Source organism: Paenibacillus algicola (genome assembly GCF_005577435.1).
Taxonomy (GTDB): domain Bacteria; phylum Bacillota; class Bacilli; order Paenibacillales; family Paenibacillaceae; genus Paenibacillus_AQ; species Paenibacillus_AQ algicola.
The window spans coordinates 385641-399770 of the sequence record NZ_CP040396.1; the positions used below are offsets into that span (position 1 = coordinate 385641).

The window sequence follows — 14130 nt, forward strand, 5'->3', positions numbered from 1 at the left end:
CCAATGTGGACGACACTTGAGCAAATTTTTCCCTACGCGATCGTGTTCACGATTCCGCTGCTGATTACCGCCCTGGGTGCCCTGTTCAGTGAACGGAGCGGCGTGGTCAACATTGGTCTGGACGGCTTGATGATCATCGGCTCCTTCATGGGCGCCTTTGTGACCTTCAAGCTTCAGGAGCAATATGGAGATGCGCCCTGGGTGCTGTGGGTAGGCTTGCTGGCAGCTATGGCAGCCGGCATGCTGTTCTCGGTGCTGCATGCGTTTGCCAGCATCAACCTCAGCGCGAATCAGATCATTAGCGGTACGGCCATCAATCTGATCGCCGGCGCGTTGACGATCTTTCTCGCGCGGAACATGACGGGCAGCGGGAATATCCGCATCAGCATCTTTGAGCCCTTCAATGTGCCGCTGCTCTCGGACATTCCCTTTCTGGGGGATTTATTCTTCACGCGGAGTAACCCCGTGACCTGGTTCGTGCTTATTATTCTCGCCGTCAGCACGGTCGTTCTGTACAAGACGCCGTTCGGAATGCGCCTGCGCGCCTGCGGAGAGCATCCGCACGCGGCTGAAGCTGCCGGGGTGCGGGTGCAGTCCATGCGTTATGCCGGCGTGCTGATCTCCGGTGCTTTCTCGGGTCTTGGCGGTGCCGCCATCCTGATGACCTACTCCGGAGAATTTAATGGTAACGTCTCGGGTCTGGGCTTCCTGGCGCTGGCGTCCTTGATCTTCGGTCAGTGGAGGCCGCTGGGTGTGCTTGCCGCAACCTTCTTCTTCGGGTTTGCAAGCACCGTGGCGAACGTGTCCCAGGTCATTCCGTCGCTGGCGGTTATTCCGCCCGTAGTGCTAAAGGTGTTCCCGTACGTGGTCACCCTGATTGCCCTGGTTATCTTCTCCAAGTCCTCTAACGCACCGAAAGCGGTTGGTGAGCCGTTCGATTCCGGCAAGCGGTAGGAACGTCTACGAGGGCATGCTTTGCGGATGAGGAGCTTATGCGTTACGTGATAGAAACTATGTATGAAATATAGACAGCCTCCGCTTGGACCGTGTTGAACCGTCCAAAGCGGAGGCTGTCTTTTTGGTCTGCTTTTTTGTCCGAAAAAATGAACCGTTTTAGCCGGTCCGTTGTTTATATTAGATCACGTACCGGAAAGGAGGGCTCTGAAATTGACAGATCGAGAGCTGTTTGATGCTTATAACAAAGATGTATACCGTACCTGCTATTATATGCTGCGTAACGTTCAGGATGCGGAGGATGTATGTCATGACGTATTCGTCACCGTATTTCGCCAGGATTGGCACGAGATTGAGCAGCTGCGAGCCTGGATTTTGCGGATCTCTGTCAATCATTGCTTGAATCTGCTGCGCAAGCAGCAGAGGCGAACCGTAAAGCAGCCTCAGCTGCAGTGGATGCGGAAGCATCAAGAGGCTTCGGTTCCTGCTGTAGATGCGCAGGTGCTGAAGCGGGAATCGTCGGAAGAGTGGGAGAAGCTGCTGGGACAATTGCCTGAGAAGCTCATGGCCGTGGTGGTTCTTCGATATCTTGGAGAGCTGTCTACCGCTGAAATTGCACAGTCGCTGAATTTGCCTCAAGGGACGGTAAAATCCCGGCTGCATAAAGCCCTCAAGCTGATGCGGGGCAAGCTGGAAAGCAAAGAATTATATGATACGAGAGGTGAACGACAGTATGGAGCACCTTGAACGAGATCTCAAGAATCAGATGAAAAGTGACAGAGGCGTACCCTATCCAGACTTTGAAGCGATGTGGGACCGTATTCAGCAGAATGAGCTGCATGCCGAGGCCGAGGCTGGCGGGAAGTCCTGGACGCCTGTAGTGTCTCAGCGGTTCCACAAGAGAGCGGCTATGATCCTCGGGATCTCTGCAGCGCTGGTGGCTGTACCGGTCTATGCGGCCATTCAGTATGACTGGTCTGACCTTCTGTCGTACCGCTCAGGGATCATGACCGCTCTGGAGGATGGACTCGGGCAAACCATTGAGCAGTCCGTGACCCGAAACGGGATTACGCTGACGGTACACACCGCCTTTACGGATGAGAATCGGACGGTTCTGCTATATTCACTGGATCCCGGTCCGGTGACCGAGGGACAATCCATAGATTATGGCCAGTTGAGCTTGAGAGATGATAAGGGAAAGCTCATTAAAGGTGATTTTAACCAGAGATATAATGAACAGCTTGGAGTGGTACAGGGATATTTTGAAAGTGAATGGGTACCGAGCGGTTCCCTGAGTGAATTGACCTTTGGCATCGAAGATGTGCATTTCATGGAGGAGGCGCGCTTTCCGGTATCGTACAATCCGAAGCAATCGGAAGCACAAGAGTTGAAGATCGGCCGGGATGGGGTGGAGTCACTGTTGATTCAATCCTTTCCCCAGTCTGAAGGAGAAGTGCTGCTGCGGTCTGTATTTCGATTCGCCGAGAACTTCAAGCCAGAACAAGCAGGCTGGGTCCGGATCGAGATAGAGCAGAAATCTGACCAGCATCGAACGGCAGCGCGCAATCCGGGAATTTTCGGGACTCCGGGTAAGCCCGGTGAGGTCATCAATGAGCAGGTATTCAGTGCCGAGCAGCTTCAGAAGGAGGATACGCGTTTTGAGATGGTGTACAGCCGAGCTGCCCGAACGTCAACAGGAGTATGGGGAATCGACTTGCAGCTTTCCAAGAAACAAATGGAGAAGAGCACCTTCCAAGAGAAGCTGAACGTGCCGCTGCCGCAGGTGCCGGGTGGAACCTCTGTGCATGAGCTGATCATCACACCTACCCAGGTTCGGGTGATCCTGAAGCATCAAGAGAAGGTTCTGCACCTGCCATATCAAAGGTTTGAGCTTCATGCAGGAGAGACCGTCCTTCAGGGTGGAAGCAGCCTTGTAGACTATTCAAAATCCACCGAGCTAAGGTTTGAAATGAACGGCTTGAAGGCGGATGAGTTGGCGGGACTTCCAATGACGCTGGTGGCCAAGCATCGGATCGATGAGCACGAGGGAGACGGAACCCCGATTCTGTTAAACCGGATTTCCGAGCAGCGCCAAAGCGTAGAGGTCAGCCTGGGAGCGTATCCTGTTCAATTCACCTATTACCGAAAAGACGGTCATCTGTATGTGGAGTCCTCAAGCCAGGATTCCCGGTTTGGCGGCGTAACCCAGACCTATTATTTGGAAGAGGGAGGTAAACGTATTTACGCCAAACCAGCCAAGACATGGCTGAGGGGAGATGGGGATAACCGCCGCATGGATGTCTACGAGAACTTTACAGCACAAGAGCTGCCTGTTTATGTATGGATGTATACCACAGAAGCTCCGAAAGAAGAGCTAAGTACTCCATTGAGATCAGGGCAATAACCTGCCCATCTATAACAGCCGCCCCTAAGCCGATGAGGTGACAAAGGGCGGCTGTTATTGTGTCATTGGAGTTCCCGGTAAAATCAGAACTTTCTACAAGCCGGCTTGCCTTCCCGGCAGCTCCCGCTCAAAATCAACGATCCAGTCTCCCTGAACCGCGGCATAGCCTGTATCCCCTTCGGTAACAAGACCGTACAGCTTTTTCACGTCCAAATATTCCTTTCGCTCCCCGTTGTCAAATTCCAGCGTAATGTAATAGTACGTTCGGGAGGAGCTGCTGTTATGGTGATCATGATGATTGCGGCTGGAGCCGGTCACCTCTGTCCGCTTGGAAATAATCCGGGCATACGAAGACTCCCGGGGAGCGCGGGCATTCTTGGCATGCTGCACGGCGCTGCGAATGATGGTGTATAGAATAAACACAAATACGATACCGAATATAATCGGAAACACGTTAAATATAAATTCAAAGACAGGCCCCGGCCCACCTCCAAATCCACCTCCAAAGCCCCCATCCATCGGATCTGAGAACATATCATTTTCCTCCTTCATACGTTTATGGTGATTATTGTTATACGTTACCATACTGCGAGATGTTTCAGTAAAAAAATGATCCGCACCTGCAGTCTAACCTCAAATTTTTGATATATATAGCACATTTACCTCGGATGACATGCTCTTAAGGGTAGCCTTATGATAAAGAGAGCAACGGGTCTGAAGTGATATGCCGGGTGAGATCCCGGCTCCTGGAGGTGGAAGGGTGATTCACAGGCTGTTGATGGACGGGCTGCCGCAGACCATGACTAAGCCTCGAAATGTTGCGCAGGAGGAGCTGGAGCGGCGGCGTCTTGCATGGTATTACAATCATCTTCTGAAAACTGTGTTGCAGGGAGAAACGGCTCCCACCCTGGAGCGGGAGCTGTATGATCAATGGCGCATCGAAAGCGAGGATGCGTTAAGCTTCATGCTGATTCAGACCCGCGAACAAAGCCCGCTGCTTCAGAAGCAGGTTCAAGAGAGCCTGTGCCTGTCCTGGGATCAGCTGTTTACAGACTCTGCAGGCCGGCTGCTGGTCATATTAAAAGCTCCCCAGGCCGTTGATGCTGCAGGAGAGCAGCTGTACAGCCGCCTTGCCTCTGTATGGCCTTCAGTGCTGATCGCCATAAGTCCTGTGATGAGGGGAAGAGGTTCTATTCATGCGTTATATGCCAGTGCATTAAAGCTGCTGCTACAGAAGCAGTATGAAGCTGGAAGCGGCTTTATAAGCGGAGGAAGGCGCAGCGCTGCAGTGGCGGAACTCACCTTGGAGGACGATGTACACCTGGAGGCAGCCAGAATCGAGAAGCACGAGCGGGAGCTGTTTGTAAGGGAGCTGGAGCAGGTACTCCGCCTCACGAAGAAGGGAGTCCCGGATGTTGTCATGATTCGGCTTCGGATTTCCATGCTGGAGCTGGAGGTGTGCAGCCGGATTACACAGCTTGGCGGTGACGGTGCTCCCCTGCTAGAACGTCTCAGGTACCGGACTGGGAGCCTGGAGGAGCTGAGCACTTACCGCACACTGAAAGCCTATGGCCTTACTCTGTATGATGAGGCGGCTGTCCTTCTGGATTCATTGCACGAGGGAAAGGAGAGCAGTCCTGTAGAGCAGGCCATCTCCCGGATCGATCAGGAGTACAGAAGCGGCCTGCAGCTTCAGGAGCTGGCCCGTGCCGTTCATGTGAACCCTAATTATCTGGGATATATCATCAAGCGCAGAGTCGGGGTTTCCTTCAAGGCCTATATTCACAGCCGGCGCATTGAAGAAGCCAAGCGGCTGTTAAGACATACCGGGAGCAGCATACATCAGATTGCCATGGAGGTCGGTTATTCCAACGCGGATTATTTCATCCGTATGTTCAAGCGGACAACAGGGCTGCTGCCCACGGTGTACAGACAGCAATAAATCAGAGCCGAAGCTTGCCGTGACGCCTCTTTTTGCCAGACGGGATACCGGAAGGAGGGAGTATGCTTGGGATCATTCACATTCAAAGACCGGAAAGAAAGGCGTATAGCCAGCGAGGGCTGGAGGCCAAGGAAGACAAGCTCTTTCATGAAGGGAAGCCATCTGCTATGTGAGGGGCTGTCAGCGCACAACAAGCAGCAGCTCATTCATCTGGCGGCACAGCAGGAGGCTCGGAGTACAGCCTTACAGGCTGTGCTCCGAGGACATGGGCTGTCTGAGGAGGCCATGGCCATCCTGCAGTCGCTGGACCTGTCAGGGGCTAGATGGCAGGTGTGCTTGATCCACAGTGCCGATCCCTGCTCACGCGATCTACAGCAGCGGCTTCAGCATTTTCTTTGGGAACGGGAGCAGCTGTATCTGCTGCCGCTGACCGAGCGGCAATGGGCCATCGTGTTTGCAGTCAGAGGATATGGGGCGCAGCGGGAGCTGGACAAGCGGCTGCAGGATCTGTCAGCAAGGCTGGCACGCTTTCGGACTCACATGGCTTGCGGGTCCAGCCAAGCCTCGATTCTGCATATAGCGGCCAGCATGCGGGATGCGCAGGAGGCCATAGCGCATAAATTTTATGACATCACATATATGGGGGTCCTGAGCATTCACTCGGTGCAAGGGAGAGGCTTCACGAACGGTTATGGCGAAGCTGCACCGTGGTTGAACCGGATCTTGGGGTCGCTTGCCACGCTGGATTGGGCCGAATATGTAGACGCGGCCGCTGCAGCGGCGGCAGGCTTCAAAGCGCGTCGGGTGCATCCGGAGCAGGTGAAGACCATGACCGCATACTGCATGCATCACGTCCGGGAGTATGTCCGGCGGTCGATGTCTCGGCATCCTGCCGCCGCTGCCGAGCCGCCGGATTTCCTGGAGGTGGATCTGTCTGTTATCGGATTAGAGGCGCTTATGGAGCGGGTGTCCCAGTATGGACAGGTATGCTTTCGGCAGCTGCTGTCGTGCAGGGAGGAGGAGGTCCTCGGCGTTGTCCAGGAAATTAATGCGTATCTGAAGGAGCATTACCAGGAGAAGCTCAGCATAAAAAGCCTGGCGAAGCGATTTTATCTGCATCCCGCGTATCTTGGACAGCTGCTGAGGAAGAAGAATGGAGTCAGCTTTCATATCTTCGTCCACGATCTGCGAATACAGGAAGCAGCCCGGCTGCTGCAGGAGGTACAGTATAGCATCACCGAAATTGCCGAGCGTGTCGGCTATAGTAACTACAGCCATTTTTTGAAGGAGTTTGAGAAAAGGCTTCACATCTCCCCGATGAAGTACAGAAAATCTATTCCCAGTTTAAAGGAGCATCTGAAACCATGACAACCGAAAGCAAAAAGCCCAACGAGCCGCTGGTAACCCATATCTATACGGCGGATCCCTCGGCACACGTATTCAATGGACGTATTTATGTGTACCCTTCGCATGATCTGGAGCATGCAGGAGAAACGAACGATAATGGCGATCAATATGCGATGGAGGATTACCATGTGCTGTCTATGGATGCGCCGGGCGCACCGGTGACAGATCACGGCCAGGCGCTGCACCTCAACGACATTCCCTGGGCGTCTGCCCAGCTGTGGGCCCCGGATGCTGCCTCAAAGGACGGCAAATATTATCTGTTCTTCCCGGCAAGAGATCACGACGGCATCTTCCGAATTGGCGTCGCCGTCAGCACGGCGCCGGAGGGTCCGTTTCAGCCGGAGGCAAGCTACATGGAAGGCAGCTTCAGCATTGATCCGGCGGTCTATGTAGATGATAGCGGACTGGCCTATATGTTTTTTGGCGGCTTGTGGGGCGGGCAGCTGGAGAAATGGCAGGAAGGCAGCTTTAACCCGGAAGGGGAGGGTCCTGCCCCCGATGAAGCGGCAATCGGTCCTCGGGCAGCGCTGCTGTCATCCGATATGCGGTCCTTTCAGCACGAGCCCAAGGAGATCGTCATTCTGGACGAAACAGGTCAGCCGCTGCGGGCCGGGGATGAGGAGCGCCGATATTTTGAAGGACCCTGGATCCACAAGCATGAAGATCTGTACTACTTGTCCTACTCCACCGGAACGACCCACAAGCTGGTGTATGCGGTCAGCGGTGATCTGTATGGTCCGTACACGTATCAGGGCGTGATTCTGGAGCCGGTCATCGGCTGGACGACCCATCATTCCATTGTGAAATTTCAGGACAAGTGGTATCTGTTCTACCATGACAGCTCTCTCTCCGGCGGCGTGAATCACCTGCGCTGTGTGAAGTATACGGAGCTGACCTATAACGAGGACGGAACCATTGTAACGATAAAGCCCTATTGATCACGAGATCCAAGGCCAGGCCGAAATGTCTGGCCCTCACATTTTTTATGCGCTTTCATTGACAGGCACGGGGCGGAGTGCTATCCTCCTAGTCAAAAGAGACGGCCTATAAAACAGTAAAGAATGTGATAGAGATGCAGCCTTCCAGATGGCGGCTTTCAGGCTTGCTGGACAAATATTTCAGCGGTGAGTCGATGGATTATCGGCAGATTTTTGCCCTGTTCTTGCCGATTCTGGTGGATCAGGCTTTCATTATCGGCTTGAACCTGATTAATACCGCCATGATCAGCTCCTCCGGCGTATCCGCGGTCAGTGCGGTCAATATGGTGGATTCGCTCAATATGTTTATGATCAGCCTGTTTGTCGCGGTCGCTACCGGCGGAACGGTGGTGGTGGCGCAGTACAAGGGAAGCGGCGATAACTACATGGTATCGAGGGCTGGAGCAGCAACGGTGGCCTCGGTCAGCATGATTGCCTTCGGGATCGGCATGCTGCTGGTGGCATTTCACAATCCCGTGCTGTCGTTGCTATTCGGCTCGGCCTCCCCGGAGGTGCTGGGTAACGCCCGAACCTATCTCATCGGCAGCAGTATATCCTATGTCGGTATCGGGATCGTTCAGGCGGTATGCGGGGTATTGCGCGGGATTGGCCGAAGCCGGGCTTCGCTCGTGCTCTCGCTGATCATGAATCTGTTGTATGTGGCGCTGAATGTTGTGTTTGTGCTGCTGATGGATATGGGGGTCAACGGATTGACCCTGGCCATTAATATTGCCCGCTATGTCGGTGCGGCCTGTGCCCTGTACTATCTGTTCAAGCTGGACGGGACTCTTCATCTGCGGGTCCGTGATCTGTTTCATTTCCCGGTATCCATGCTGCGCAAGATTATGTTTATCGGGGTTCCCTTCGCGGCCGAGCAGATGTTCTTCAACGGCGGGAAGCTGCTCACACAGATCTTCATTGTCAGCCTGGGCACCTACGCCATCGCGACCCATGCGATCAGCGGCGCCTTGGCCGGTATTACCCAGATTCCCGCGGCAGCGTTATCGCTGACGATCGTCACGGTCGTTGGCCAGTGTATTGGGCGGGGGGATATTCAGGATGCGCGGAAGTTCATCCGTTCCTTTCTGTGGCTCGGTTCTCTATCGCTGCTGCTGACCGGATTGATTGTCATGCCGCTGTTTCACCCGCTGGTCAGCCTGTTTGATCCGCCGCCGGACATTGTGGATGATCTGTTCCTGGTCCTGCTGATTAATACGATTATGCAAGTGCCGTTATGGTCAGTCAGCTTCGTTCTGCCTTCCGCGCTCAGGGCGGCAGGAGATTCCAGATTCACCTCCATCACCTCCATGCTGACGATGTGGCTGTTCCGGGTCATTCTGGGCTATGTGCTCGGTATTACGCTGGGTATGGGCATTCTGGGCGTTTGGCTTGCGATGAATCTGGAGTGGGGCGTGCGGGGAGCCGTCTTCCTCTGGCGTCTGCGAGGGAAGAAGTGGTATGCGCACAAGCTGATCTAACAAGACAAAATGAACCTCTATAGAATAGCTGGAGCCCTATGCTCCGCTCTTCCGTAGAGGTTCTTTGCTGTTCTCATTCTTTCAGGGAGAAATAATCGAAGTCCGCATGGAGGCGTTGACCGGATAAATCCTGGGCGCAGACGCCGACAAAGGTTCCGGTAAAGCCCCAGTCTGTAAAGACACCGTTCTGAAAGGTGGTAGCAGCTTCATCCGAGAGGCAGCCGACATCAAGGGCAGGGCCGATGGAGCTCCAATGTGAACCGTCCACGGAGGCATAGAACTGCAGGACGTCGTAGTGAAAGCATACCTTCAGATAGACCGGCTCGGTGCCGTGAAGCGGCATCGGCTCTGTGAGCTCATCATATTGTCCCTGCACGACCGAGATCAAATGAAGGCACTTGCCGGCCGCTTCTTCCCGGGTGACGTGAACGTAATAGTAATTCTTCGTGTTGTAATAAGCGATGAGCCCTGCCATCTGCTGAAAGGACTTCGGCTCGAATTGAAGCCGGGTTTCGACTTCACACGTAAACGAGGCCAGCCGTTTGGCTGTAAGGCTCTGAGCGTGCCAGGAGTTCAAGGACTCGCGTCCCCTCAAGCGAAGCCATCCCGGTCGCTCCTCCAGGCTGAGCCAGGAGGGATCGGCCGGCTCCCGCAGCGTGCTGAACGAAGGGCTGAGTGCCGGATGGTCAAAATGATCCAGGGCCGGCTCCTTCTCCACAGGAGCCAGCGGGAGCGCAGGCCCGGCGACCTTCTCCTGCGGCAGGTGCTGCGGATCGGCAACGCGCAGCCAGCCGTCATCTGTCCAGTGACAGCGCTGAATCGCCGTCTCCCGCCCCAGATGGCATTGCTTTCTTCCGGGCAGCGGCCGGGCGCACAGGTGAGCCATGTACCATTCTCCGGTGCTAGTCTGAACCAGGCTGCCATGGCCGGCCTTCTGCAGCGGCAGTGACTCGTGATGGCTAGAGGTCAGCACGGGATTGAGCGGATCGACCTCATATGGACCTGTCAAGCTTCTGGAGCGCGCAAGCGTCACCGCATGCTCATAGCCGGTGCCGCCTTCAGCAACGAGGAGGTAATAATAGTTCTCTATGCGATAAATATGCGGACCCTCGGTGCAGCCAAGCGAGGTTCCCTCAAAGATCGTCTGAATCGGGCCAACCAGCCGCTGTTCTTGCACGGAATACTCCTGCAGCACAATGCCTTTAAAGGGATTTCGGCCCTTGCGGTGATCCCATACCATATTGACCAGCCACTTCTTGCCGTCCTGGTCATGGAACAGAGACGGATCGAAGCCGCTGCTGTTCAGGTACACCGGGTCCGACCAGGGGCCGGTAATATGCTTTGCGGTGACTACATAGTTGGGAGTGTCTTTATAGACACCGGTCAAGCTTCGGACGTTGGTATATACCAGATAATATAATGAGCCGTCAAAGCTGAGATGCGGTGCCCAGACACCGCCGGAGTTCGGATTGCCGGACATATTCAGCTGCTCCCGGCGCTGCAGCGGATGAGTCAGCAGGCGCCAGTTCACCAAATCCCTGGAATGGTGAATCTGCACGCCCGGAAACCATTCAAACGTCGATGTCGCAATATAATAATCCTCTTCTACCCTCAGAATAGAAGGGTCCGGGTTAAATCCCCGCAGAATCGGATTGGTAATCATGTGCATGCAGTGTCACCCCTATCATGTTGAAATGCAGGCTCTCTATCTGCGGGCTAGCCCTTCACGGCTCCTGCTGTAATGCCTGATATGAAGTAGCGGCTGGAGGCGACGAACACCACCAGCAGCGGAATCGTTGCCAGGAAGGTGCCGGCCATAATGACCGAGACGTCGCGGAAGTACACCTTATTCAGATTCCGCAGCGCAATCTGGATGGTGTGCACCGCCGAATCCTTCAGGACGATCGAGGGCCAGAGAAAGTCGTTCCATTGATACATAAAGGTCAGAATAGCCAGCGTAGCCATGGCCGGCGAAATCGTGGGAAGAGCGATGCGCCAAAAGGTCTGAAAGTTGGAGCAGCCGTCCATTCTGGCAGATTCTACGAGCTCCGGATGCAGGGTCGTATCCATATACTGCTTGATCCAGAAAATACCGAAGGCGCTGACCAGGCCCGGCACAATAAGCGCATTGAAGCTGTTGATCCAGTCCAGGCGGGTCATAATCATGTAGGATGGAACCAGTCCAAGCTGGCCCGGGATCATCAGGGTACCGATGATAAATACAAACAGAAAGTGCTTGCCCTTAAACTGGAGTCTGGAGAACGCGAAGGCCGCCAGCGCACAGAAGAATAGCTGGGCAATGGTAACGGTCGTAGATACGAATACCGAATTGAGCAGGGCTCCTGCAAAATCAATCTGATCCAGCATCGTCTGCACATTCGTGATAAACAGGTCGCCGGGAATGAAGTTCGGCGGAAACTTGTTTGCCTCCGAGGTGGGGTGTGAAGCGATAACCAGCATCCAGTAAAAAGGAAACACGGACACCAGAAACGTCAGAATAAGCAGGCTGTAGGTAAGCAGGCGTTGTAAAGATTTCATGGTTTCCTCCTATTGGGCAGAGTTGATTTTTTTGGTCAGGAAGTTGTTGAACATCGAGAACAGCAAAATGATCAGGAACAGCATCCAGGCGATAGCCGATGCATAGCCGTAATTGTTATTGGTGAATGCTTCGGTGTACAGATACAGCACCATCGTCAAGGTCTGGCCCTCAGGTCCGCCTGTAGGTCCGGAGAAGATGAGCGGCTCGACGAACAGCTGCATGCCGCCAATCGTAGACATAATGACTGTAAAAATAATCATGGGCCGGATCATCGGAATCGTAATTTTAAAAAATTGCTGTGTCCTAGAGGCGCCGTCAATTCTCGCCGCTTCATACAGATCTGCCGGAATACTCTGCAGCGCCGCCAGATAGATGACAGCATTATATCCGGTCCATCTCCAGATCACCATGACCGCGACCGCAAACTGAGCTCCCCAGTAGGAAGCGCCCCAGTCATATTTATCCAGGCCAAGCTCGGAGAGAAAATAGTTGATCAGGCCGTAATTGTATCCGAAGAAGCTGCCGAAGATGACCGCCACGGCAACGAGTGAGGTAATGTTCGGAATAATGACGCCAAGGCGGAACAGCTTCTTGCCTTTGATAAAGCGCTGATTCAGAATATTAGCCAGCACCAGGGCGAGAAACAGGTTCGGGATGGTGGACATGAGCCAGATGCTGAACGTGTTCAGGACAGATTTCCAGAACTTCGGATCATCTGTAAACAGCCAGATATAGTTTTGGAAGCCGATGTACTTCTTGGTGCCGAGCACATCCCACGAGAAGAACGAGATATAAGCCGACCAGAAGACAGGGAAAAGCGTAAAGATTCCAAATATTAAGAAAAACGGCAGTAAATAAAGATAAGCAGACACATGGTCCTTGAAGGATTGTTTATGCCATAGCTTGGATTCACCAGGTGTGTTCATTATGGTCCTCCTTTAGAAGAGGATGCGCCGAACGGAGCAGATGTCCATCGGCGCATCAGGAATGATGAAATTGGAATGACAGGTAAGCTTAGCGGCGCAGGTCGCGCTTGATTTGGTCCATCGCTGTTTGCCATGCTGCATCGGCAGCTTCTCCGTTGCGCTCTACGTTAGCGAGTGCCTGCAGGATCGGGGTATCCACGGTAATGTGGTCTGGTCCAAGATAGACAGGAACGACTTTCTTCGCAGCATCTGAGAAGGTTTTGCCCAGAGGTGCGTTCTGGAAGAACTCGTCCGTGTACGTCTGGATCGCCGGATCATCATACACTGCCGGTGTGGACGGGAAGTTCGAGCCGTTCTCTTTAAACAGCTCCAGCTGCTGCTCCGGAGAAAGCAGCCATTTCAGGAACTCCATCGCTTCCTTCGGATGCTTGCTCTGGCTAGGAACGGTCATGAAGGAGCCGCCCCAGTTGCCGGAGCCTTCCGGCATCGGTGCCAGATTCCATTTACCGGAGGAGTCCGGCGCATTGCCCTTCATGTAGCCTACCATCCAGGATGGACCGAGCATGACGGTGAAGTCACCGTTGTTCATGCCTGCGCCCCACTCCGGAGACCAGGCCGAGATTTTGGCAGCCAGTCCGCTGTTGGCAATCTCGGTGGAGAGATCCCATGCCCGTTTGATGGCCGGGTTCGTCTCGACAATCAAATCTCCATTGCTGTTAAAATATTGTTCTTTCGCCTGTCCCCGAATGCTCTGATAGACGATATCGGCGCCATATACCATAGGCTTGCCGGTCTTGTCCTTGATGGTTTTGCCTACTTCAATAAATTTCTCCCAAGTCGGCATCAGCTCGGCAACCGCTGCCGGCTCTGTCGGCAATCCGGCTTGCTCGAAAAGGTCTGTACGGTAATACATGGCCATGGGACCTACATCAGTAGGGATCCCGTAGATGAAGGAGCCGTCCTGGCTGGAAGCCTGAACGCGCTTCCATTCCAGATAGTCGCCCATGATGTCATTGGCGCCATGGTCGGCCAAATTGTGGAACAGCTTCTCATCCGACTTGAACTTGTCGATGAAGCCAATCTCGATCATGGCAATGTCCGGTCCGCCGCTGCCTGCCGCAAGCGCTGTCATCAGGCCGTTATGGTGATCATTGTATTCCTGGGTCTGTACATTAATCTTGATGTTCTCATGCTCCTGCTGATATTTCTCGATTAAGCCCTCCAGGCCCGTGCCGGTGAACATCCATAGAGATAATTCAACCTTGCCATTCGAGGCTTCCGATTTGCCTGCGGTCTCACCGCCGGTGGACGTGCCTTCCTCACTCTTGCCCGAGGAGCAGGCGGTTGTGAACACCAGAAGCAGACATGCCAGCAAAGTGCCCAAACGTTTTTTCATGGTAAAGAGCCCCCTGTATTCTTAGTTTTAAGGAATGTGAATCCTTGATACAAATTCTAGGGCATCCCCGTAAGCATCGGTATAGGAGGAACATTACATCTCTTGTA

Annotated in this window: 12 protein-coding genes; 7 read left to right on the forward strand and 5 right to left on the reverse strand. The window is 53.9% G+C overall.

Annotation, left to right across the window (positions count from 1 at the left end):
• Window positions 1-3: 3 nt before the first annotated feature.
• The 3 genes from E6C60_RS01790 (at window position 4) to E6C60_RS01800 (ending at window position 3358) form a co-directional block, all read left to right on the forward strand.
• Window positions 4-954, forward strand: coding sequence for an ABC transporter permease (locus tag E6C60_RS01790; RefSeq protein WP_138224190.1), 951 nt, complete (start codon window positions 4-6; stop codon window positions 952-954).
• A gap of 213 nt (window positions 955-1167) precedes the next feature.
• A complete protein-coding gene (locus tag E6C60_RS01795) occupies window positions 1168-1701 on the forward strand; it encodes an RNA polymerase sigma factor (RefSeq protein WP_138224191.1) in 534 nt (177 codons plus the stop codon).
• Between the two features lie 19 nt (window positions 1702-1720).
• Window positions 1721-3358: a DUF4179 domain-containing protein gene (locus E6C60_RS01800; RefSeq protein ID WP_217496368.1), complete on the forward strand. Its 1638-nt coding sequence runs from the start codon at window positions 1721-1723 to the stop codon at window positions 3356-3358.
• A 93-nt stretch (window positions 3359-3451) separates the two neighbouring features.
• Here the strand turns inward: E6C60_RS01800 and E6C60_RS01805 are convergent, their stop codons facing one another.
• Entirely contained in the window at window positions 3452-3892 is a 441-nt protein-coding gene (locus tag E6C60_RS01805) for a DUF2500 domain-containing protein (protein ID WP_407669126.1), read from the reverse strand.
• A gap of 226 nt (window positions 3893-4118) precedes the next feature.
• Here E6C60_RS01805 and E6C60_RS01810 point away from each other — a divergent pair, with 226 nt between their 5' ends.
• From E6C60_RS01810 to E6C60_RS01825, 4 genes are all read left to right on the forward strand, one after another.
• Window positions 4119-5300 carry a helix-turn-helix domain-containing protein gene (locus E6C60_RS01810; protein WP_175415143.1) on the forward strand — a complete coding sequence of 394 codons (1182 nt, stop codon included), beginning with the start codon at window positions 4119-4121 and terminating at the stop codon, window positions 5298-5300.
• A 147-nt stretch (window positions 5301-5447) separates the two neighbouring features.
• A complete protein-coding gene (locus tag E6C60_RS01815; RefSeq protein WP_138224194.1) occupies window positions 5448-6668 on the forward strand; it encodes a helix-turn-helix transcriptional regulator in 1221 nt (406 codons plus the stop codon).
• The gene (locus tag E6C60_RS01820; protein ID WP_138224195.1) at window positions 6665-7645 is read left to right on the forward strand and encodes a glycoside hydrolase family 43 protein; all 981 of its coding nucleotides are present in this window, start codon (window positions 6665-6667) and stop codon (window positions 7643-7645) included. The genes E6C60_RS01815 and E6C60_RS01820 overlap by 4 nt, the downstream gene beginning before the upstream one ends.
• Window positions 7646-7779: 134 nt before the next feature.
• Window positions 7780-9162, forward strand: coding sequence for an MATE family efflux transporter (locus tag E6C60_RS01825; RefSeq protein ID WP_138224196.1), 1383 nt, complete (start codon window positions 7780-7782; stop codon window positions 9160-9162).
• 73 nt (window positions 9163-9235) lie between these two features.
• On the opposite strand, the gene E6C60_RS01830 is transcribed toward E6C60_RS01825, so the two are convergent.
• The 4 genes from E6C60_RS01830 to E6C60_RS01845 form a co-directional block, all read right to left on the reverse strand.
• Window positions 9236-10831, reverse strand: a complete 1596-nt coding sequence (locus E6C60_RS01830; RefSeq protein WP_138224197.1) for a glycoside hydrolase family 43 protein — start codon at window positions 10829-10831, stop codon at window positions 9236-9238.
• Window positions 10832-10878: 47 nt separating this feature from the next.
• Entirely contained in the window at window positions 10879-11700 is an 822-nt protein-coding gene (locus tag E6C60_RS01835) for a carbohydrate ABC transporter permease (protein ID WP_138224198.1), read from the reverse strand.
• A gap of 9 nt (window positions 11701-11709) precedes the next feature.
• Window positions 11710-12627: a carbohydrate ABC transporter permease gene (locus E6C60_RS01840; RefSeq protein ID WP_138224199.1), complete on the reverse strand. Its 918-nt coding sequence runs from the start codon at window positions 12625-12627 to the stop codon at window positions 11710-11712.
• Window positions 12628-12715: 88 nt separating this feature from the next.
• The gene (locus E6C60_RS01845) at window positions 12716-14023 is read right to left on the reverse strand and encodes an ABC transporter substrate-binding protein (RefSeq protein WP_138224200.1); all 1308 of its coding nucleotides are present in this window, start codon (window positions 14021-14023) and stop codon (window positions 12716-12718) included.
• Window positions 14024-14130 lie beyond the last annotated feature (107 nt).

Coding starts and splice junctions, on each gene's coding strand:
- E6C60_RS01805 (WP_407669126.1), bottom strand. CDS start 3,892: ATGTTCTCAGATCCGATGGATGGGGGCTTTGGAGGTGGATTTGGAGGT.
- E6C60_RS01820 (WP_138224195.1), top strand. CDS start 6,665: ATGACAACCGAAAGCAAAAAGCCCAACGAGCCGCTGGTAACCCATATC.
- E6C60_RS01790 (WP_138224190.1), top strand. CDS start 4: ATGTGGACGACACTTGAGCAAATTTTTCCCTACGCGATCGTGTTCACG.
- E6C60_RS01830 (WP_138224197.1), bottom strand. CDS start 10,831: ATGCACATGATTACCAATCCGATTCTGCGGGGATTTAACCCGGACCCT.
- E6C60_RS01845 (WP_138224200.1), bottom strand. CDS start 14,023: ATGAAAAAACGTTTGGGCACTTTGCTGGCATGTCTGCTTCTGGTGTTC.
- E6C60_RS01840 (WP_138224199.1), bottom strand. CDS start 12,627: ATGAACACACCTGGTGAATCCAAGCTATGGCATAAACAATCCTTCAAG.
- E6C60_RS01835 (WP_138224198.1), bottom strand. CDS start 11,700: ATGAAATCTTTACAACGCCTGCTTACCTACAGCCTGCTTATTCTGACG.
- E6C60_RS01800 (WP_217496368.1), top strand. CDS start 1,721: ATGAAAAGTGACAGAGGCGTACCCTATCCAGACTTTGAAGCGATGTGG.
- E6C60_RS01815 (WP_138224194.1), top strand. CDS start 5,448: ATGAAGGGAAGCCATCTGCTATGTGAGGGGCTGTCAGCGCACAACAAG.
- E6C60_RS01825 (WP_138224196.1), top strand. CDS start 7,780: ATGCAGCCTTCCAGATGGCGGCTTTCAGGCTTGCTGGACAAATATTTC.